The organism is Streptomyces qinglanensis (assembly GCF_900111245.1).
Taxonomy (GTDB): Bacteria; Actinomycetota; Actinomycetes; order Streptomycetales; family Streptomycetaceae; genus Streptomyces; species Streptomyces qinglanensis.
Map to the genome: position 1 here is coordinate 1 of NZ_FOGO01000022.1, position 21,694 is coordinate 21,694.

Annotated in this window: 12 protein-coding genes and 1 pseudogene; 3 read left to right on the forward strand and 10 right to left on the reverse strand. The window is 72.0% G+C overall.

Annotation, left to right across the window (positions count from 1 at the left end; genetic code table 11):
• The 4 genes and pseudogenes from BMX65_RS30515 to BMX65_RS30530 all read right to left on the reverse strand — a co-directional run.
• A pseudogene (locus BMX65_RS30515) lies at nt 1-1,373 on the reverse strand (hypothetical protein); the annotation flags it as partial.
• A gap of 125 nt (nt 1,374-1,498) precedes the next feature.
• Nucleotides 1,499-6,553 (reverse strand): NAD-glutamate dehydrogenase, encoded by a 5,055-nt coding sequence (locus BMX65_RS30520; protein ID WP_075003597.1) that lies wholly within the window; start codon nt 6,551-6,553, stop codon nt 1,499-1,501.
• A gap of 524 nt (nt 6,554-7,077) precedes the next feature.
• Nucleotides 7,078-7,785, reverse strand: a complete 708-nt coding sequence (locus BMX65_RS30525) for an HAD family hydrolase (protein WP_075003598.1) — start codon at nt 7,783-7,785, stop codon at nt 7,078-7,080.
• Nucleotides 7,786-7,959: 174 nt separating this feature from the next.
• On the reverse strand, nt 7,960-8,487 hold the full coding sequence (locus BMX65_RS30530; RefSeq protein ID WP_075003599.1) for a DUF6912 family protein: 528 nt from the start codon (nt 8,485-8,487) through the stop codon (nt 7,960-7,962).
• Nucleotides 8,488-8,771: 284 nt separating this feature from the next.
• On the opposite strand from BMX65_RS30530, the gene BMX65_RS30535 reads away from it, so the two are divergent.
• Nucleotides 8,772-9,251, forward strand: a complete 480-nt coding sequence (locus tag BMX65_RS30535; protein ID WP_079172158.1) for an Rv3235 family protein — start codon at nt 8,772-8,774, stop codon at nt 9,249-9,251.
• Nucleotides 9,252-9,848: 597 nt separating this feature from the next.
• On the opposite strand, the gene secA is transcribed toward BMX65_RS30535, so the two are convergent.
• Entirely contained in the window at nt 9,849-12,695 is a 2,847-nt protein-coding gene (gene secA, locus BMX65_RS30540; protein WP_075003601.1) for a preprotein translocase subunit SecA, read from the reverse strand.
• 196 nt (nt 12,696-12,891) lie between these two features.
• Here secA and BMX65_RS30545 point away from each other — a divergent pair, with 196 nt between their 5' ends.
• Entirely contained in the window at nt 12,892-13,554 is a 663-nt protein-coding gene (locus BMX65_RS30545; protein WP_075003602.1) for a GNAT family N-acetyltransferase, read from the forward strand.
• A gap of 159 nt (nt 13,555-13,713) precedes the next feature.
• On the forward strand, nt 13,714-14,928 hold the full coding sequence (locus BMX65_RS30550; protein ID WP_075003603.1) for a winged helix-turn-helix domain-containing protein: 1,215 nt from the start codon (nt 13,714-13,716) through the stop codon (nt 14,926-14,928).
• Nucleotides 14,929-15,025: 97 nt separating this feature from the next.
• Here the strand turns inward: BMX65_RS30550 and BMX65_RS30555 are convergent, their stop codons facing one another.
• From BMX65_RS30555 to mtrB, 5 genes are all read right to left on the reverse strand, one after another.
• Entirely contained in the window at nt 15,026-15,778 is a 753-nt protein-coding gene (locus BMX65_RS30555) for a response regulator (protein ID WP_075003604.1), read from the reverse strand.
• A gap of 206 nt (nt 15,779-15,984) precedes the next feature.
• Complete coding sequence (hpf, locus tag BMX65_RS30560) at nt 15,985-16,686, reverse strand: ribosome hibernation-promoting factor, HPF/YfiA family (RefSeq protein WP_075003605.1); 702 nt, start codon at nt 16,684-16,686, stop codon at nt 15,985-15,987.
• 303 nt (nt 16,687-16,989) lie between these two features.
• Entirely contained in the window at nt 16,990-17,568 is a 579-nt protein-coding gene (locus tag BMX65_RS30565; RefSeq protein WP_239502278.1) for a ComF family protein, read from the reverse strand.
• 344 nt (nt 17,569-17,912) lie between these two features.
• Nucleotides 17,913-19,778: an LpqB family beta-propeller domain-containing protein gene (locus BMX65_RS30570; RefSeq protein ID WP_075003606.1), complete on the reverse strand. Its 1,866-nt coding sequence runs from the start codon at nt 19,776-19,778 to the stop codon at nt 17,913-17,915.
• Nucleotides 19,775-21,694, reverse strand: a complete 1,920-nt coding sequence (gene mtrB, locus BMX65_RS30575; protein WP_075003607.1) for an MtrAB system histidine kinase MtrB — start codon at nt 21,692-21,694, stop codon at nt 19,775-19,777. The genes BMX65_RS30570 and mtrB overlap by 4 nt, the downstream gene beginning before the upstream one ends.

Sequence of the window (21,694 nt, forward strand, 5' to 3'; positions counted from 1 at the left end):
GCGAGTTGGGGGCGGCCGACTTCGACGACGTCTTTGTCGTCCACGCCGACCTCGGCGAGCCGGTAGCGCTCGCGGGCGGCCTCTCCGGCGACCCACACCTGGTCGTATGCCTTGGCGTAGGGGTTGCAGGAGGAGAGCTTGTCGGACTCGCCGTGGTTGATGAAGGCGTGCTTGAGGGTGGGGATCCGCAGGACCTGGGAGGTCTTGCCGGAGTTGGCCGGGTGCAGCAGCACCTTGAGCGTGGAGTGCTCCAGGTGCATCAGATGGGAGACCTTGGGGATGCAGACGATCGGGACGTCGGTGGCGTCGATCTTCTGCACCATGAACCGCTCACGCAGCACGATCAGCGGCCGCCCCTCCAGCTCCGCCAGCGTCGAGAGCCACATGTTCGCCTGGTACGCCGACGTCGTCCCGCCCGAGAAGTACATCCCCGTGGTCGGCCGGTACTCCGCGAGCCACCCGTCCAGCCACGCCAGCGCCTCCTCCTCACCGGCCACCCGCCTGCCGGGCAGCAGCCGCCCGGCCAGATGGGCGGTCCCCAGCAGCAGCCCGGCGCAGCAGCCCCAGGCCGGAACCGACGCCCACACCGGATCGCCGGACACGGCAGCGGCACTCATCCCGGCCGTGGTGAGCGCCGCGACGGCCGTCAGCCGCACGGTCGCCCGCTGGGCGAACAGCGCGGGCGGCGCGGGCGAGAGCCGGAGCGCGGAGGTGTCGATGTTGCGAGTGACCACCGGGAGCCGCCGCCGGTCGCGCACGGCGGCCGCGACGGCCTGGATGGAGAAGTGCAGGACCCAGCAGAGCAGCACCGCGCCCGGCAGCAGCGCACCGGCCCCGGCGGGGTGCAGCACCCCCAGCCCGCCCAGCCCGCCCAGCAGCAGCGCGTCCCGCAGCAGTTGCCGTACCGGCGGGGTGAGCTGCGCCCGGCGCAGTTCCCGCACCACCTGCTGCGCGCCGTAGGGCAGCAGCACATCGGTCAGCAGGCCGAGCAGCGCGCCCGCGACGACGAGGAAAGCGTGCGGGTAGGCGATGCCCAGCACCTGGAGCAGACAGCCGGCGGCCAGCAGCACCAGCGCCGCCGCGGACCCGGCCCGGTGCCGCAGGGCGGCGCGGCGCTGCCGCCGCAGCCCCGCTTCGCCCCCGGTACGGCCCGCACGGTGGACGGCCACCGCTGCGCCGGTGCCGGTCCCGGAGCGGCCGGAGCCGGTCACCGGGTCGAGTACGAGCGTGTCGGCCTCGTCCACCCCCGGCGGGCCGCCCGCGGCGTCCGGCCGCCTGCCGGCGTCCCCGCCCGCACGGCTGCCGCCGACCGCGTCGCCGTCCTCGTGCGCGCCGCTGTCGTCGTTCGCGTCGTCCACTCCGTCCACCAGCACACCCACACTTCACCGTAGGCAGCACCGGTGCGGCCCGTCGCGGCACAGGCGGCCGAACGCGTGACCGCCGCGCCGCGGGAAGGTCCCGCGGCGCGGCGGTCAGGGTGTCCGGTGCCGGACCCGGGTCAGCGGTTGCTGCGCAGCAGGGTGCGCATCGTCCGCATCGCCACCGAGAGGTTGGCCAGGTCGAAGGTCTCCGACGCCTGGATCTCGTCCAGGGTGGCCCGGGCGCGGACGAGGATCGCGTGGTTCTTCTCCTCCCACGCCTCGTACCGCTCCTCCGACGACGCGGCGCCGTCCCCGGCCGCCAGCACGTCGGCCGTCAGCAGTTGGTGCGCCGCGTAGAGGTCCTCGCGGATGGAGGAGCGGGCCATGGACTGCCAGCGGTCGGCGCGGGGCAGCTCGCTGACCCGGCCCTGGAGCTGGGTGATGCCCAGCCGGTCCGCGAGGTCGAAGTAGACCTCGGCCACATCCATCAGGCCCATGTCCGTACGGCCCTCGACGGCCACCACGTCCAGCGCGGAGAACGCGGCCGCCGAGCCCGCCAGGCGCAGCGCCAGCTCCGAGGGGACACCGGCGCCCGACAGCTTGTCGTACACCCGCTGGTGCCACTTGAGGTCGTCGCCCTTGAGCAGCTTGGGCAGCTCCGCCCAGACCGCCTCGACCCGGTCGGCGAACAGCTCGATGGTGTCGGCCAGCTCCAGCGGCTGCGGGCGGTTGTTGAGCAGCCAGCGGGTGCCGCGCTCCACCAACTGCCGGGAGCGCAGCCGGATGTCGGTCAGGACGTTGGCGGCGACCTCGTTGTCCAGCGACTCGACGGCGTCCCAGATGTCGCCCAGCCGGAAGATGGCCCGCGCGGCGGTGTGGGCGCGCACGATCTCCTCCGTGGAGGCCCCCGACTCCTCCATCATCCGGTGGACGAAGGTCGAGCCGGAGGTGTTGACCGTGTCGTTGACCAGCAGCGTGGTGATGATCTCGCGGCGCAGGGCGTGGTTGGCGATCTGCTGGCCGAACCGCTCGCGCAGCGGCTCGGGGAAGTAGGCGTACAGCAGCCCCTCGAGGTACGGGTCGTCCGGCAGCGAGGTCCCGATCAGCTCAGCAGTGATATTGATCTTGGTGTACGCGAGCATCACCGCGATCTCCGGCTGCGTCAGCCCCTGGCCGTTGCCGCGCCGCTCCCGCACCTGCCGGTCGGAGGGCAGGAACTCCAGCGGCCGGTCGAGCTTGCCCTCCTTGGAGAGCCGGCGCATCTGCCGCTGGCTGGCCAGCAGCAGACTGGCCGCCTGGGCCAGCGAGTTGGCCAGCGCCGCGTTCTGCGCGTAGTTGTTGCGCAGCACCAGCATGCCGACCTCGTCGGTCATCTCCGCCAGCAGCGCGTTGCGCTGCTTGACGGTCATGTCCCCCTCGGCCACCACCGAGTTCAGCAGGATCTTGATGTTCACCTCGTGGTCGGAGGTGTCCACCCCGGCGCTGTTGTCGATCGCGTCGGTGTTGATCCGGCCGTCGTTCGACGCGAACTCGATCCGGCCCAACTGGGTGCAGCCGAGGTTGCCGCCCTCGCCGACCACCTTCACCCGCAGGTCCTGGCCGTCCACCCGGATGGCGTCGTTGGCCTTGTCACCGACGTCCGCGTCGCTCTCCGACGACGCCTTCACATAGGTGCCGATGCCGCCGTTCCACAGCAGGTCGACCGGGGCGGTGAGGATGGCCCGCATCAGCTCGGCGGGCGTCATCTTGGTGACCCCCGGCTCGATGCCCAGCGCCTCGCGCACCTGCGGGGTGATCGGCACCGACTTGGCGCCGCGGGGGTGGATGCCGCCGCCCTGCGAGATCAGCCCGGAATCGTAGTCCGCCCAGGACGAGCGCGGCAGCTCGAACAGCCGGCGGCGCTCGGCGTAGGAGGTGGCCGCGTCCGGGTCGGGGTCGAGGAAGATGTGCCGGTGGTCGAAGGCGGCCACCAGCCGGATGTGCTCGGAGAGCAGCATGCCGTTGCCGAACACGTCACCGGACATGTCGCCGACGCCGACCACGGTGAAGTCCTCGGTCTGGGTGTTGTGGCCCAGCTCCCGGAAGTGCCGCTCGACCGACACCCACGCACCGCGCGCGGTGATGCCCATGCCCTTGTGGTCGTAGCCGGCCGAACCGCCGGAGGCGAAGGCGTCGCCGAGCCAGTAGCCGTAGGACTCGGCGACCTCGTTGGCGATGTCGGAGAACCTGGCGGTGCCCTTGTCGGCGGCGACGACGAGGTAGGTGTCGTCCTCGTCGTGCCGCACCACGTCCCGCGGGTGCTCGACCGCCCCGGAGACGAGGTTGTCGGTGACGTCCAGCAGACCCGAGATGAACGTCCGGTAGCAGGCGATGCCCTCGGCCTGCCAGGCGTCCCGGTCGGCGGCCGGGTCCGGGAGCTGCTTGCCGACGAAGCCGCCCTTGGCGCCCACCGGCACGATGACGGAGTTCTTGACCTCCTGGGCCTTGACCAGGCCGAGCACCTCGGTACGGAAGTCCTCCCGGCGGTCCGACCAGCGCAGGCCGCCGCGGGCGACCTTGCCGAACCGCAGGTGGACACCCTCCACGCGCGGCGAGTACACCCAGATCTCGTACTTGGGGCGCGGCGCGGGCAGGTCCGGGATGGCCTGCGGGTCCAGCTTCATCGACACATAGGGGTGCGGCTCGCCGTCGCTGTCCCGCTGGAAGTAGTTGGTGCGCAGGGTCGCGTTGATGACGGTCAGGAAGGAGCGCAGGATGCGGTCCTCGTCCAGGCTGGCCACCTGGTCCAGCGCCCCGGCCAGCTCCTCCAGGATGCCGTCCGTCAGCTCGTGCCCCGCCCACCGCCGGGCCGGGTCCAGCCGGGCCTCGAACAGGTTGACCAGCAGCCGGGTGGTGTGCACGTTCCCGCGCAGCGTGTCCTCGATGTAGGACTGGCTGAATTTGGCCCCCGCCTGGCGCAGGTACTTCGCATACGCGCGCAGCACCATCGCCTGCCGCCAGGTCAGTCCCGCGGAGAGCACCAGCGCGTTCAGCCCGTCGTTCTCGGCGCGGCCGGTCCACACCGCGGCGAACGCCTCCTGGAAGCGCTCGCGGGCCTCCTCCTCCAGACCGCGCCGGCCGTCCGGCATCCGCAGCCCGAAGTCGTAGATCCAGGCGTGCGAGCGGTCGGCGCAGCGCAGCTCGTAGGGCCGCTCGTCGACCACCTCGACGCCCATCGCCTGCAGTCCCGGCAGCACGGCCGAGAGGGAGACGGGGCTGCCGGTCCGGTACATCTTGAAGCGGCGCTCACCCGGGCCCGCACCGACCGGCTCGTACAGGCTCAGCGAGAAGTCGCTCTCCTGCCCGCCCTGCACCAGCTCCTCCAGGTGCTGCAGGTCGGCGACCGCGGCACGCGGCGAGAAGTCCGCCTTGTAGCCCTCGGGGAAGGCCCGCGCGTACTTCTGCGCCAGCTCGGCGGCCTGCTCCTCGCCGCACTCGGCGATCAGCGCCTCGTTGAAACCGTCCGCCCACGAGCGGGCCGCCTCGGCCAGCCGGGACTCGATGCGCTCGATCTCCGCGTCGGTCAGCTCGGCGAGCTGGGCGCCGGGCCGCACCCGGATGACGAAGTGCAGCCGGGAGAGCACCGACTCGGTGTTCCACGCGGTGAAGTCGACGCTGGTGCCGCCCAGCTCCTCGGTGAGGATCTCGGTCAGCCGCAGCCGCACCGCGGTCGTGTAGCGGTCGCGCGGGAGGTAGACGAGCGCCGAGTAGTACCGCCCGTACTCGTCCTTGCGCAGGTAGAGCCGCAGCTTGCGGCGCTCCTGGAGGTAGAGGACGGAGGTGACGATGGAGCGCAGCTCCTCGACCGAGGTCTGGAACAGCTCGTCGCGCGGGTAGGTCTCCAGGATCTGCAGCAGGTCGCGCCCGGCGTGGCTGTCGGGCGTGAAGCCCGCGCTCTCCAGCACGTCGGCGACCTTGCGGCGGACCACCGGCACCCGGCGCACCGACTCGGTGTAGGCGGCGGACGAGAACAGCCCGAGGAAGCGGCGCTCCCCGACGACGTTGCCCGCCTCGTCGAACTTCTTGACGCCCACGTAGTCGAGGTACGACGAGCGATGCACGGTCGCACGGCTGTTCGCCTTGGTGAGGACCAGCATCTGGTGCTCGCGCGCCTTGGCGCGCGCGTCCGCGGGCAGCCGGTTGAAGGACGGCGAGACCGGGTGGCTCTCCTCGGTGCTGCGGTGCGGGTCGGCGCGCAGGATGCCCAGCCCCGTGCCGGGCAGCGGTGCGAGGCTCAGCTCCTCGCCGCCGTCACCCTGCCCGGAGCCGTCCGAGCCCTCCTCGACGTCCAGCGCGTACTCGCGGTAGCCGAGGAAGGTGAAGTGGTCGTCGGCCAGCCAGCGCAGCAGCTCCCGGGCCTCCTCGATCTCCTCCCGGGGGAGCTCGTCGGTGGGCTCGCCGGGCAGCTCGTCGGCGATGCGCAGGGCCGCACCGCGCATCTTCTGCCAGTCCTCCACCGCCTCCCGCACGTCCGAGAGGACCCTGCGCAGGTCCGCGGCGATCTGCTTGAGGTCCTCGCGGTCCGTCTCGCGGTCGATCTCGACGTGGATCCAGGACTCGACCACCGCGTCGTGCGGCAGCTTCCCGTTCCCGGCCGCCCCGGCGCCGTCCTGCGCACCGGCCGCGGGCTCACCGACCCCCGTGGCCCGGGTGTCCGGCAACTGGGTGTCCGGCACCTGCGCGAGGTCGTCCCGGCCGACCGAGAGCACCTCCAGCAGCTTTCCCGTCAGATCCCGGCGGACCACCATCTGCGGGTGGATCACCGCATGGATGCCGCGCCCCTTGCGCGAGAGCTCGTTGGTGACCGAGTCGACCAGGAACGGCATGTCATCGGTGACGACCTCCACCACCGAGTGCGTGCACGACCAGCCGTTCTCGTCTATCGACGGCGAGTACACGCGGACGTCCGCCGTGCCCTGCGGCCGCTCCTCGGCGAGCCGGTAGTGGGCGAGAGCACCCCCGAGGACGTCGACCGGATCGCGGTCGGCGAGATCTTCCGGGGCCGTGTGCAGGTAGTACCGCTGGAGATACGCACCAAGGGCGTCGTCCTGGGGTCCCTGGACCGGGTGGCGCCCCTGGGCCGGACTCCGTTCAGCCACCCGCGCGGCTTCCGCCAACCGCTCGGCCTTTGCTTCTTCCAGCTTGCTCTGCATGTCCTCTGGCTCCTGTCGCGCGCCGTTGCGTGACGTCGGGAAAATGGAGGCACGGCACCGGAACGACGCGGGGTCTCCGCTCGGGTCCGCCGCTGTGCCGGGAGAGACGACCAGCGGCGCCCCGCCCGCGCTGCCGCGGGGGGCGCTGTACGGAGGATCGCTCGGGCGCTGATCCTCCGGTGGATATCGCGCTGATCACGTGGGTAAGGCTATCGCCCCCGGACGCCGACACGTCATGGGCCTTATATGTACGAATAGGGAGAACGCCGAGATCGTCTTCTCCGAACCGGCCAGTTGGACCGGTTCCGGGAAAACTTCTGGCAAAGCGGCGTTCCGGGGGCACGCTCGGGGAGACGGTGCGAGCGGCCCGGACGGTTCCCCCGTCCGGGCCGCCGGGGTCGTGCCGGCCGCGGCTGCCCCCGGGCAGCGTGCTCCGTGCGGCCGCCGCGGCGGCGGGCCGCCGCGCCCCCTGCCGCGCCGCCGCCATCCCAGGCAGCACCCCACGCACCCCGGGCACCCCGGGTCTACTCCCGCGCCCCGGACGGGTCCGGCCACGGCTCAGCGGCCAGCAGCTCCGCCGTCCGGACGGCCTCGTGCAAGGTGTCGACCACCGGGACGCCCGCCTCCTCCAGACTCGCGCGGCTGTGCGAGCCGCCGGTGAACAGCACCGCACGGGCACCCGCGTGCGCCGCCGCCGAGGCGTCGTCCACGGCGTCCCCGATCACCACCGTGCGGCGCGGCTCCACACCGCCGAGCGCGGCGAGGTGCCGCACCATCTGCGCCGCCTTGCCACCGCCCGAGGGGCCGACCGCGCCGTCCACCCGCACGAAGTGCTCCTCGATACCGTAGGTGCGCACCAGCGGCAGCAGCCGGTCGTGCGGCGCCAGCGAGCAGAGCGACTGGGTGCGACCCGCCGAACGCCCGGCGGCCAGCAGTTCGGCGGCTCCCTCGGCGAGCCCCGCCTGCGGGGCCAGGGCCCAGTAGTGCCGGTGGAAGGTCTCGTCCATGACCTGCCACTCGTCGTCGGTGGGCATTCTGCCGAGCAGCCGCTCGTAGAAGCGCGGCACCGGTACGCAGAACAGCTCCCGGTACCGCTCCAGTGTGATGCTCGGCATACCGAGCTCGCCGAACGCGGCGTTCGTCGCCTCGATGACCGTGTGGATGTCGTGCAGCAGCGTGCCGTTCCAGTCCCACACGATGTGCGCGGACTGCTCTTCTCGCCCCAGGACCATGCAGCCGACGGTAGGAGAGGGCACTGACATCGCGACACCGATTTCCCGCCCGCTGACGGGCGGCGCCCGCCGCGGGCACCGTCCGTCGGCGGCAGACGGTGCCCGCCGCGGAAGGGCGGGCGGTTCGTCAGCGGCGTCAGCGGTGCGTCAGCCGTCCGCTCCGTGCGCGGCGCCTCAGCCGACGAGCGCGGGGATCTCCTGGGTGGCGAACCACAGCAGCTCGTGGTCGTCGGCGCGGTCCACCACCTGCTCCGCCCGCTCGTCCCCGGCCAGTGCCGCGGACAGCGCACCGACCGCGGCGGTCACGTCGTCGACCGCGTCCTCGGCGTCGAGGTGGACGGCGGCCGCCTTGGTCAGCGGGACGGCGGCGGTCAGCCGGACCCGGCCGACGGCCCCGGCATCCGCCTCGGCACCGCCCTGGGACCCGTCGTCCTGCTCGTCGGGGACGACGGTCCCGTCGGCGGCCTCCAGCGCGACGACGACCCGGCGGCGCGCCGCCTCGTACTGGTCGGCCAGCAGCCGCAGCGAAGCACCGGCGGCCTGCCGCAGCGCCGCGTACTCCAACTCCTCCGCGTCCTCCGAGCCCCACCACGCGCGCAGCCCGGGAGTGACCGCATACGCCTCGACAGGGGCCGGTCCCAGCTCACCCGCGCCGTGCGCCTCGCTCAGTGCGGGCAGGGTCAGAGGGACATAGACACGCATGGGCTGCCGCTTTCGTGTATCGCCGGGACCGGATGCCCCGTCAGCATACGGGCACGCCCCGTACCGCGCCCTGCTCGGCGCCCGAACGAACCCGCAGGTGAACACGGCGCGAAGTCAACACCCGCGGGTCGACCCCACCGGATAGGGGAATCTGCCGCAGCCCCGCACCGGGCCGCCTCCGCGCATTGCGGCGCCCCGTGTTCCGCCGCTACAACCGTTGCCGTCCAGCCAGTTACCGCCCGGTATTCGCTCGCCGGGTCCCGGCACACACCCCGAGGGAGCCCATGACGACGCCCGTCTCCGAACCGGCATCCGGACGTCAGCCCCGCAGGCGCGGCCCGCGCCCGGCACCCACCCGACCGCCGACCCGGCGCGACAGCCGCCGCCCCGCCGACGCCGCGCTCCGCGCCGCGGCTCACCGCGCCCGCCAGGGCCGGCCCCCGTTCTGGTTCGCCCACCGGCTGCTGCTGGTGCTGAGCGGCCAGTGCCCCGTCCACACTCTCCTGGCCCACGTCCGCGGGCCCGCCTACGACCGGCTGACCGCCCTGGCCCCCTCGGCACCGCTGCGCCCCCGCGGCACGGACCGCACGGCACCCGAGGTGCTGGAGGCCCGCGGCACCCAGCCGCGGGCCGGTGTCATCGAAGCCTTCGCCCGCGTCGCCACCGGCGCCCACCAGCGCGCCATGGCCTTCCGCCTGGAATGGTGCCCGGACAACCGCTGGCGCTGCACCGCCGTCGAACTGGACGTCACCCCCGGTGGCTGAGCCCACCCGGACCTCGCGGGGGCACGCCCCCGCCCGGGGGCGTGCTCCCGCCCGGGGGTGCGCTCCCGAGCGGCCGGGCACCGCGGAGGGACAGCCGGTCGGGGCGGGGAAACCGAGCGCGTCCGAGGAACCGGGGGCCTCCGTGGGACCGGCGCCGCACCGTGAGGTCGGGAACGGTGTGGGCGCCCGGACACCCGAGACGCCGGGCACCGCACGGCCGAGGCGCCTGACCCGGGCGAAGGACCCGGCTCCGTCGAGAGGCCCGGCACCACCGAGCAGCCGAGCGCCGTCGAAAGGGCGGGCGCCGCCGAAGGCCCCGGCCCCCGGCCTCGGCGAGATACCCGGAACGCCCGGGAGGCCCGGCGTGCACGGCCGGAAGGCCGGAAGGCCGGAAGGCCGGAAGGCCGGAAGGCCGGAAGGCCGGAAGCCGCACGGGCGGGGAGAAGACCGGAGCAGCCGCGAGCGCGGCCGGGAGGCCACCGGACACGGCTGAGGGGCCGGGCACCGGGTGCCCGGCCCCTCAGGCCGTGCAGGAGTGCGCGAGCCGCCCTGGACTACCGCCGGACGGCAGTCGGCGTCGGCGGGCCGCGCACCGTGCTACTTCCGCTTCTTGCGCCCCTTCTGGGCCTTGCGGCGCTCGGCGCGGGTGAGGCCGTCGGCCGACGAGCGGACCGGACCGCCGCCGTTCTCGTCCGCCGTCTCGCTGGTGTCCAGATCGCGCTCGACCACGCCGCCCTCGGCGGTCGGCGCCGAGAAGTGCAGGCGGTCGGGGCGCTGCGGCTGGTCCAGCCCCTTGGCGTGGATCGCGGGAGCCGGCCCCGCGCCCGCACCGGCCGGTACCGCGTCGCGCGCGCCCTCCTTCTCCAGGGACGGCGCCGGTGCCTCGTCCTCGACCGGCACCTCCTCGACCTGCTGCTCGACCTGGACCTCCAGGTTGAACAGGTAGCCGACGGACTCCTCCTTGATGCCGTCCATCATGGCCTGGAACATGTCGTAGCCCTCCCGCTGGTACTCGACCAGCGGGTCCTTCTGGGCCATCGCACGCAGGCCGATGCCCTCCTGGAGGTAATCCATCTCGTAGAGGTGCTCGCGCCACTTGCGGTCGAGCACCGACAGCACCACGCGCCGCTCCAGCTCGCGCATGATCTCGGAGCCCAGTTCCTGCTCACGTGCGTCGTACTGCTCGCGGACGTCGTCCTTGATCGCCTCGATGATGAAGTCGGCGGTCAGGCCCTCGCGGTCGCCCGCGGCCTCCTCCAGCTCCTCGATGGTCACCTGCACCGGGTAGAGCTGCTTGAAGGCGCTCCACAGCCGTTCCAGGTCCCACTCCTCGGCGAAGCCCTCGACGGTCTCGGCCTGGACGTACGCCTCGATCGTGTCGTCCATGAAGTGCCGCACCTGCTCGTGCAGGTCCTCGCCCTCCAGGACGCGGCGGCGCTCGCCGTAGATGACCTCGCGCTGCCGGTTGAGCACCTCGTCGTACTTGAGGACGTTCTTACGGATCTCGAAGTTCTGCTGCTCGACCTGGGACTGCGCCGAGGCGATGGCGCGGGTGACCATCTTGTTCTCGATCGGGACGTCGTCGGGCACGTTGGCCATCGCCATCACGCGCTCCACCATCTGCGCCTTGAACAGCCGCATCAGGTCGTCGCCCAGCGACAGGTAGAAGCGGGACTCGCCCGGGTCGCCCTGCCGGCCGGAGCGGCCCCGCAACTGGTTGTCGATCCGGCGCGACTCGTGGCGCTCGGTGCCCAGCACGTAGAGGCCGCCCAGCTCCTTGACCTCGTCCACGGCCGCCTTGACCGACTTCTCGGCCTTGTCCAGCGCGGTGGGCAGAGCCGCCGCCCACTCCTCCGGGTGCTCGTTCGGGTCCAGCCCGCGGTCGCGCAGCTCGTTCTCCGCCATGCCCTCGGCGTTGCCGCCGAGCTTGATGTCGGTACCGCGGCCGGCCATGTTGGTGGCGACCGTGACCGCGCCCTTGCGGCCCGCCTCCGCGACGATCAGCGCCTCGCGCTCGTGGTTCTTCGCGTTGAGCACCTGGTGCGCGACGCCGCGCTTGGTGAGCTGCTTGGAGAGGTACTCCGACTTCTCGACCGAGGTGGTGCCGACCAGGATCGGCTGCCCGGACTCGTGCTTGTCCGCGATGTCGTCCACGACCGCGTCGAACTTGGCGACCTCGGTGCGGTAGATCAGGTCGGCCTGGTCCATCCGGGCCAGCGGGCGGTTGGTCGGGATGGGGACCACGCCGAGCTTGTAGATCTGGTGGAACTCGGCGGCTTCGGTCATGGCCGTACCGGTCATACCCGAAAGCGTGTTGTAGAGGCGGAAGAAGTTCTGGAGGGTGATCGTGGCGAGGGTCTGGTTCTCGTCCTTGATGTCCACCCCCTCCTTGGCCTCGATCGCCTGGTGCATGCCCTCGTTGTAGCGGCGTCCGGCGAGGATGCGGCCGGTGTGCTCGTCGACGATCATGACTTCGCCGTCCATGACGACGTAGTCCTTGTCGTTCTTGTAGAGCTCCTTGGCCTTGATCGCGTTGTTGAGGTATCCGACCAGCGGGGTGTTGACCGACTCGTAGAGGTTGTCGATGCCCAGCCAGTCCTCGACCTTGGCGACGCCGGACTCGTGGATGCCGACCGTGCGCTTCTTCTCGTCGACCTCGTAGTCGCCGGTCTCCGGCTTCTGGGTGCGCGGGTCGCCCGGCTCGCCCTTCTCCAGCCGCTTGACCAGCTTCGCGAAGTCGCTGTACCACTTCGTGGCCTGGTCGGCGGGGCCGGAGATGATCAGCGGCGTACGGGCCTCGTCGACGAGGATCGAGTCGACCTCGTCGACGATGGCGAAGTTGTGGCCCCGCTGCACCAGTTCGTCCTTCGACCACGCCATGTTGTCGCGCAGGTAGTCGAACCCGAACTCGTTGTTCGTGCCGTAGGTGATGTCGCAGGCGTACTGCTCGCGGCGCTCGGCCGGGGACATGTTGGCGACGATGCAGCCGACCTGCAGCCCGAGGAAGCGGTGCACACGGCCCATCCACTCGGAGTCGCGCTGCGCCAGGTAGTCGTTGACCGTGACGATGTGGACGCCGTCGCCCGAGAGCCCGTTCAGATACGCGGGCAGCGTACCGACCAGCGTCTTGCCCTCACCGGTCTTCATCTCGGCCACATAGCCGAGGTGCAGCGCGGCACCGCCCATCAACTGGACGTCGTAGTGCCGCTCGCCCAGCACCCGCTTGGCGGCCTCGCGGACGGTCGCGAACGCCTCCGGCATCAGGTCGTCCAGGCTCTCGCCCTCGGCGTACCGCTCCTTGTACTCGTCCGTGAGCGCGCGCAGTTCGGCGTCGGACAGGTCGACGAAGTCCTCTTCGATGGAATTCACCTGCCGCGCGACGCGGTCCAGCTTGCGCAGGATCTTCCCTTCACCTGCACGCATGAGCTTGCCGAAGACGGACACTTAAGGTGGCTCCTTGCCGGTCGGGCCTGGCACGGTCTGCACGGTCAGTGCGGATGTCGGTGCGGATCACCGAGGTCCTCTCCTTGCCGAGGGCCTGTACCGCACCGGCCATCGTATGCGAGGGACGACTGCCCCTGTACCCCCAACGTGCCGGAGCCCCCGAAGGTGCCGGGGACCCCGGCGGCACAATCGGCCTATGGAACCCATCACACTGCGCACCGGGCGGCTGCTGCTGCGCCCCTTCGAGGAGTGGGACGAGGCGGCACTCGCCGCGGCCTGCGACGACCCGGACATCCAGCGCTTCGTCCCGGTGCCCGAGCCGTACACGCTCAAGGACGCCGAGGAGTTCGTCCGGGGTGTGAGCGCGAACGGCTGGCGGGAGGACACGATGTACAACTTCGGCGTCTTCACCCGCGGCAGCACGGGCGGCGCCGCCGACGGGGGTGACGGCGGTGCGGAGGACGACCGTGCGGCGGACGGCGGCGGCACCGGCGGCGAACTGGTGGGCTCCACGGGACTGGTCCGGCTCTCCCTGCACACCGCCGAGCGGCAGGCCGAACTGGGTTTCTGGACGGCACGCGGCCACCGGCGCAAGGGCTACACCGCGGAGGCCGCGCGGGCCGTCGTGGACTGGGCGTTCACCGCACTGGGAGTGGAGCGGCTGGAGTGGCTGGCCCAGGTGGAGAACGCCGGATCACGCGCCGTGGCGCAGCGGCTCGGCTTCGTGGAGGAGGGCATCGCACGGGCACGCATCGTGCACAGGGGAACACGCCGCGACGCCCGCGTCGCCGCCCTGCTCCCCTCGGACCTGGGACACCCGCAGCCGACCCCCTATCTGCCCTCGTCGCCGCGCGGATAGCTCCCACGCCCCCCCGACGCAGCCCCACGGGGAAGCACGGGCGCGACCCGGGGTGGGCAGGCGCACGGGGAGGGCCGCTTGCGCCCCGCGGGCCGAAGCCGAGGAGGAGCCGACGGCTCGGCGCGGGGAGTGTCAGTGGCCCCGCCTAGGGTGTGCCGCATGACGACCGGTCTGCCCTCCACCGCTGTCCCGGCCGCCGGCGCCCACGCGCCGCGGGCCTCCCTCTCCGCTGCCGAGGCCCGGCGGATCGCCCTGCGTGCGCAGGGGCTGCTGGGAGCCCCGGACCGCAGGGCAGGAGCGCGCGGAGTGCTGCGGCACCTGGGCGCCGTCCAACTGGACACGATCTCGGTCCTGGCCCGTTCACACGAACTGGTGCCCTACGCCCGGCTGGGCGCTGTGGGCCGGCAGGCCGTGGAAGCGGCCTACTGGTCCGGAGCACACAGCTTCGAGTACTGGTCGCACGCCGCGTGCGTGCTGCCGATCGAGGAGTGGCCGCACTTCGCCTTCCGGCGCCGCGCCTACCGCGACCGCGGCCACCGCTGGCACCAGATGAAGGACCGGGAGGGCTCGTGCGCCGCCGTCCGCGACCGGCTCCGCGCCGAGGGTCCGCTGACCACGGCGGACCTGGGCGGCGGCCGGAACGGCGGCGAGTGGTGGGACTGGTCCGAGAGCAAGATCGCGGTCGAGTGGCTGCTGGACGTCGGGGAGGTCGTGGTCACCGAGCGGCGCGGCTGGAAGCGTGTCTACGACCTCGCGGAGCGCGCGGTCCCCGACGCCCTGTTCCACGACGACCTGGACGACCGCGCGTGTCTGCGCCGGCTCGTCACCCAGGCGGGATCGGCGCTGGGCGTCGCCACCCGGGCCGATCTGGCCGACTACCACCGCCTCAAGGCCGAACAGGTGGAGTCGGTGCTGCCGGACAGCGGACTGGTACCGGTCCGGGTGCAGGGCTGGCCCAAGCCGGGCTGGGCCGACCCGGCGGCCCTGGAGTCCGCGCCGCGCGGTCGGCACCGCACGACGCTGCTCTCCCCGTTCGACTCGCTGGTCTGGGACCGCCCCCGCACGGAACGCGTCTTCGGCTTCCAGCACCGGCTGGAGGCGTATGTCCCGAAGCCGAAGCGGGTGCACGGCTACTTCGCGATGCCCCTGCTGGCGGGCGGCGAACTCGTCGGCCGGGTGGACCCGGCCCGGGAGGGCACCACTCTGGTCGCCCGCCAGCTCTCCATGGAGAGCGCGAAGGCTGTGGAGCCGATGGCGCAGGCACTGTGCGAGGCCGCCGCGTGGGTGGGCTGCGACGCGGTGCGGGTGGAGCGCTGCGCCCCGGAGGAGCTGCGGCCCCGGCTCCGGTCCGCCCTCGACGCGCTGGGCGGGTGAGCCACCCGCTCTTCGGCGGCTCCTTGCCCGCGGGCGGCGGTCTGCCGCCCGTTCGCGGTGGTTTTCCGTCCACGCGCGGCGGACCGTTGCCCACGGGTCAGCGGATTTCGAGGATCTTCTCCCGCATCGCGTAGACCACCGCCTCCATCCGGGAGTGGAGCTGAAGCTTCTCCAGGATGTTGCGGACATGGTTCTTCACGGTGTTCTCGCTGATGAACAGCTCTTTGGCGATGTCCCGGTTGTTCATCCCGGTGGCCACCAGCTTGAGCACCTCCAGCTCCCGGTCGGTGAGCTTGGGCGCGGGCACCAGTTTGCTCTCGTCGGTGCGCTGGATCATGGATTTGAACTCGGTGAGGAGCTTCGCCGCCATCGACGGGCTGATCTGCGACTGGCCGTCGGCCACGGCCCGGATCGCCGTGGAGACCTCGTCCGTGGAGATCTCCTTGAGCAGATACCCGGTCGCCCCCGCCTTGATGGCGTCGTAGAGATCGGCCTCCTCGTCGCTGATCGTCAGCATGATGATCTTGGCGCTCGGAGCGACCTCCTTGATGGAGGTGCACGCCTCGATCCCGCCCCGCTTCGGCATCCGCACGTCCATCAGCACGATGTCGGGCAGCAGATCCGCTGCCTTGTCCACCGCCTCGGCCCCGTCCCCGGCCTCTCCGACGACCTGGATGTCCTCCTCCTGGGCCAGCACGATCTCCAACCCGCGCCGGAACAGCGCATGGTCGTCGACGACCAGCACCCGGATCGGCTCCTTGCGCCGCTCCCGCTCGTAGGGCTCCTCCTCCGCCACCGGGCCCGGGCGTGCGTCGGGCACGGGCATCACGGGCCCGAAGCTGTCCACCATCGTTCCTCCCCCACCCTGATCTCCCACCAACCCCGCTACGGCCAACGGCGGTTGGCCCGGGTCCTGATGTTACTCATGCCGACGCCCCCGGCCGGGTCCCGAGATCCGGCCGGGGGCACGAACATCAAGCCGGTGGCGTGCAGGCGGGTGCCGGACCGTGCCCGGCTGCCGCCGGTGGACCGCACCTGACCGGCGCAGGGCGGGTGTCAGCCGCCCAACGCCCCGCCCGCTCCGGGCGGCGGCTCCTGTACGAACGGGTCCGGTTCCAGATGAATCACGCCGTAGTCATAGCCGTGCCGCCGGTAGACGACACTGGGCTGCTTGGTTTCGGAGTCGACGAACAGATAGAAGTCGTGCCCCACCAACTCCATCTCGTAGAGCGCCTGGTCCAGCGTCATGGGAGCTGCCGCGTGCGTCTTCTCGCGGACGATGAGCGGTCCTTCGCCGCGCACCTCCAGCGGTCCCATCCTGGTGACCACGGGCTGGTCGTCGGCCTCCGAGGCCACGGCCACCGATCCGGCGGCGGCGTCCAGTTCTCCATTGAGTTCCGACGCGAGGTGGGCGGTCGCCGCCGCCACACTCATCGGTGCGCGGCTCCCGCCGCGGTGGACGCGACGCTTGTCGGCCTGCTTGCGCAGCCGGGCTTCCAGCTTGCTGGAGGCCAGGTCGAGCGCCGCGTACGGGTCGGAGGCCGCTGCCTCCGCACGAATGACCGGTCCCCGCGTACGCAGGGTGATCTCAACCCTGTCGGAACGGTCGGCCTGCCGGGGATTGTGCTCCTTGGCCACCTCGACCTCAAGGTTGATCACCTTGCCGTCGAGCTTCTCCACCTTCTCCAGCTTTTCGGCCACGTGCTTGCGGAACCGGTCGGGCACCTCTGTCTTACGACCCTTGACGACGATGTCCACGCAGAACTCCGTTCCCGGACAGTCCCACATTCCCGTGCGAACCGTCCTTGGTGCACTGACGCCGGAGGCTCGGCCCTCCCGCCGTTTGGCTCTCCGGCTCGAGTCGGCTTGCGAGTTTCACCTCCTTCTCCCCCGGAGGAGAGATCGCCACCCAATCCGAACGTACCTCCACTGGGGGAGGCTCGGCACCCCCTACCGGCACGTACCTCCGATCAGGGGAGTGAACCCTGGTACCACCTGCAACGATGTCGGCGATCTGATAGTTCCACCGCGTCACGCGAGGCAACTTTCCGTCCTCCCTGATCACTCGACCGAGCGCACCGCGAGCACCGCGGCCGCGGCCACGCCTCCCAATGCCCGCGACGCCTCCGCGAGCGTCGCGCCCGTCGTCATCACGTCGTCCACCAGCACGACCCGGCCCCCGCCCAGCAGCCGTACGCCGCCTGGCACCATCTCCAAAGCTCCGGCAAGATTCGCAGTCCGCTCCGCGGCGCTCAGCCCCGCCTGGTCGACGACCCTCCGGCGCAGGCACAGCACCGGCAGTACCTGTGCGGCCATGCCCTCCCCCCTGAGCACGGCCGCGGCCTCCCGCGCCATGCGCCGCACCGGATCGTGCCCCCGCCCCGCGACCGCCCGCCGCATGGAGGGCACCGGAACGAGCAGGATCGACGCCGGGCGCCGTACCGACCGGCAGCCTGCCCCGACGGGCGACCCGCCCAGGACAGGTGCGGCAGGCGCAGAGGTGCCCGTCGCACGCGAGGCGCGTTCGACGGCACGTGCGAGCACCGCTCCCAGCGGCGCGGCCAGCCCCAGGGCACCGCGTTCCTTGTGAGCGAGCAGCGCGGCCCGGGCCTCGTCGGTGTAGGTGAGGGCTCCATACACCTGCGGCAGTCCGGACGGTACGCGCGAGGGGCGGACCCGCCGCGGCACCGCGCCATTCAGCACGCTGCTGCACTCTTCGCACAAGCGGGCCCGCACACACGGGCGACCGCATCCGGCGCATCCCACGGGCAGCACCAGATCTGCGAGTTCCTGCCGAAGTCCCAGCCAGGTCCTCGACATGACCCCACTCTGACAGCGGGGATCCGGTGCCACCACCCCTGTGGAAAACTCCGGAGCACCGCGGCACCGGCCCGGGGAGCGGCGCCCGCGCTCCGCTGTGCCGCGGCACGGGGAGCGGCACGGCCGGATCCGGCCGACCGGCGGGGGGAGGCGCCCCGGCGGGCTCAGCCCGGGTAGGCGGGGGCCGAGCCGTGCTCCGTGAGCATCCGCCAGTTCGCGTCGGGGGGCAGCCGCACGATGCCGTCCTCGGAATCGGCCAGCAGCGGCTTGCTCTCGTCCTCGGAGGCGGCGACCCCCGTCACATCGGTGATCCCCGGGAGCGTCGGCTGGTCGGAGACCGAGCCGTCGGTCTCCATGTACTGCAGTTGCTGCACGCTGCCCGACTCGCGCCCCACCACGACGAGACGGCTGCCGCCTGCCCACGAAGCAGCCGAGACGTCCACCAGTTGGGGAGCGACCGGACGCAGTTGTTCGACCGTCACCCGGGACTCCTTCACCGTCCCGCCGCGCACCACCCGGCCGAGCTGCAGCGAGGCACGACCCTCGCTGTCCCGCACCCGCAGCAGGATCCGCACCCCGTCGGAGGCGACCCGCAGCGACTCGATGCGCTCGTCCTCGCCCAGGTCCGGCACTCTCACCTCGTCGGGCTGCTCCTTGCCGCTGCGCAGCCGCAGCAGCCGGGGAGCGTCCGGGTCGCGGTCGGCGACCCACAGGTCGCCCAGCCCGTCCCAGCTCGGCGCCGTCAGCCGGTCCTTCTCCTTCTCCGCCGCGCTGGTGAGCACCGGATCGCCGAGCGCGGTGGTGGCACTGCTCCCCTCCAGGGAAGCGACGTAGAGGGCACGCCGGCCGCGCGAGACGGCGGCGCCCTCGCTCTCGATCCGGTTGACCGCGACCGCGCCCATCTCCACCTGCCCGCTGCCCAGCGGGCCTTCGACCGGCCGGGCCGACGCGCTCTTGCGCTTGAAGGACGCGACGCGGTGCTTCCCGTCGATGAAGTACGCCCGCTTCGCACTGCCGTTGAGGCGGCCCGGCTGGAAGGCGGCGACCTGCTCCCGGGTCCGGGAGCAGAGCTGCCGGTCCTCGGGACCGGCCAGTTCCACCTTGCCGACCTTCGCCGACGCCTGGTCCTGCACGGAGTACAGCACCTGCGCCGCCATCCGCGCGCATCGCATGCCGCCGGCCTCGGCAGCGCGGGCGTTGAGCCGCAGCCGCAGCACGCCCGAATCGTCGAGGGAGAGGTGCTGTCCGCGCGCCAGGCGGCTGCCGCGCGGGAACGAGGAACTCACCACCGGGTCGATCCAGCCGGACGGGCCCTGCAGGAGCGCGGAGACCGTCTCGGTGACCGGGTCGATGCGGCGCCGAAGATAGACCGGATCGGCGACGAGCACGTTCTGACCGTCAGTGATCGAATCCGCATCCGGTCCGAGCTGCGCGTAGTAGTAGGTGTTGATGGGGCGGTAGATGCGCTGGAAGTCGGACTCGCCGAGCACGAGGCCGTCCGGCATCTCGTCGATGCGCCACTCGCCTTTCACCTTGGTCAGCCGGAAGACCTCGCTGTACTTGCCCTCGGAGGGCGAGTAGGCGTGCTTGCTGTCCACCTCGGCCATCCGGTCACCGGAGACCTCCACCGAATAGCCGCCCTCGACAGCCGTGCTCTCCGGCGGCGCCTTCACGGCATCCGGCGCGTCCGAGAGCACCGTCGTCGACGCGAACGGGTCCCATCTGCGGGCCATGTCGCGGGTCATGTATTCGCGCGCGGTGGGGAATGTGGCCTCGTCGCTGGTCGTCGCCTCCAGAAAGCCCCGGACTATCTGGGTCGGCGCCTCGCCCTTCTGCGGACTGACGCTGTAGACCCGCACCTGGGAGTCGGCTCCGCTGCGGTGCGAGGAACTGACGTGCTTGACCTTGCCCCCGTCCGGCATCGACGCACACCCGGCCAGCAGCGCCCCGCACGAGGCGAGCACGACCAGGGCGCGCCGCCGCCGCGCGGCGGTTCCGCCCCGCCGCGTACGCCCCTCGCCCGCTCTCATGCCCGCTCCTCTCCGGAATGTCCTGGCCGCTCGTCGTCCCGCGCCCCGCCGGTGGCCCCGGTGACCGGCGCCTGCGCGCTCCCCGCCGCCACCGCCTGCCGTTCCCGTTCCCTGGCCCGCTCCCGCTTCCGGCGCGAGTCCTCGGGCTCCAACCGCAGCGGAGAGCCCCGCAGCGGCTCGCCGGCGGTGCAGGGCAGGACGAGCAGGAACTGCGACCCGTCGCCCGGGGCGCCCCAGGCACGCAGCCACCCCCCGTGCAGCCGGGCGTCCTCCAGCGCGATCGACAGCCCCAGTCCGGTACCGCCGGTGGTGCGGGCCCGGGCCGGATCGGCCCGCCAGAAGCGGTTGAAGACCCGCTCGGCCTCGCCCTCCTTGAGGCCGACGCCGTAGTCCCGCACGGCCACCGCCACGGCACCGCCTCCGGTCGCGAGCCGCACCACCACGTCGCGGCCCTCCCCGTGCTCCACCGCGTTGTCGACCAGATTGCGCAGCACCCGCTCGATCCTGCGGCCGTCCATCTCGGCGACCACGGGCTGCTCGTCGCCTTTCACCAGGATCCTGCTGCCCTTGCGCTCGGCGAGCGGCTCGCTGCCCTCCACCACCCGGTGGACCACGTCCCGCAGGTCGACGGCGCTCGACTCGAGGTTGGCGGCGCCCGCGTCGAACCGGCTGATCTCCAGCAGATCCGCCAGCAGCGACTCGAACCGGTCGAGCTGCCCGAGCAGCAGTTCCGCCGAGCGGGCGGTCACCGGGTCGAAGTCCTCACGCGCCTCGTGGATCACGTCGGCAGCCATCCGGACCGTCGTCAAGGGCGTCCGCAACTCGTGCGAGACGTCCGAGACGAAGCGGCGCTGCATCCGGGAGAGCTCCTCCAACTGCTGGATCTTGAGCTGGAGGTTCTGCGCCATCTTGTTGAACGACTCCCCCAACCGGGCGATGTCGTCCTCGCCGGTGACCTTCATCCGCTCCTGGAGCCGCCCGGCCGCCAGCCGCTCGGAAATCCCGGCCGCCATCCGCACGGGCGTGACCACCTGCCGTACGACCAGCCACGCGATCGCGCCCAGCAGCACCACGACGAACACCCCGGCCGTCGCCAGGGTGCCCTTGACCAGGCTCAGCGACTCCTCCTCCTGGGTGAAGGGGAAGACGTAGTAGAGCTGGAAAGGATTGCCGCGCGCGTCGTTGAGGCGCTTGCCGACGATCAGCGCCGGTTCGCGGCTCGAATCCTGCCGGTAGACGCGGGCGTACCGGCGGTGCGGACCCGGCTCCTCGTCGAGGGCCTTGCGCAGATCCGCGGGGATGCTCTCGGGCCGGATGTCGCCGGCCGCGCGCGGGCCGCGCGTGGTGAGGCTGCTGTTGCCGAGGAAGGGCGACTCGCTGTTGTCGGAACCGAGCGCCACCACCGCATAGACGCCCTGGCCGCTGCTGGCGAGCTGTTCGACCAGGTTGGTCAACCAGGTGCCGGAGTTCTGCGCACCCCTGCTGCCCCGGATGCTGTCCTCACCGCTGGGGCCGCTGCCCGCGCTGTCGGCCATCCGCTCGGCAGCGGCGAAGCCGCCGGAAGCCTGGCTCTGCGCCGTCTGCTCCTTGGCCTCCAGCAAGCCGTTGCGGACCTGCCCGATGACGACGAGCCCCAGGAGCAGCACGACTCCCAGCGAGAGCAGCAGCGTCGCCACGACCACCCGGAGCTGGATGTTCCGCCGCCACAGCCGCATCACAGGCAGCAGCGGCCTCCGCACCCACCGCACGAAGAACCGCACCATGGGGCGCGCGCCGGGACCGGTCGCCCCCTCGGGGAGCAGGCCGTCGGAGAAGAGGACCCCGCTTCTCCACAGACGTCCGAATTTGGACACATCGGAGTCGCGGCCCGTCCCCCGCCCCCCGCCGGTGCGGTTCGGTGCGGTGTTACGGGCCAT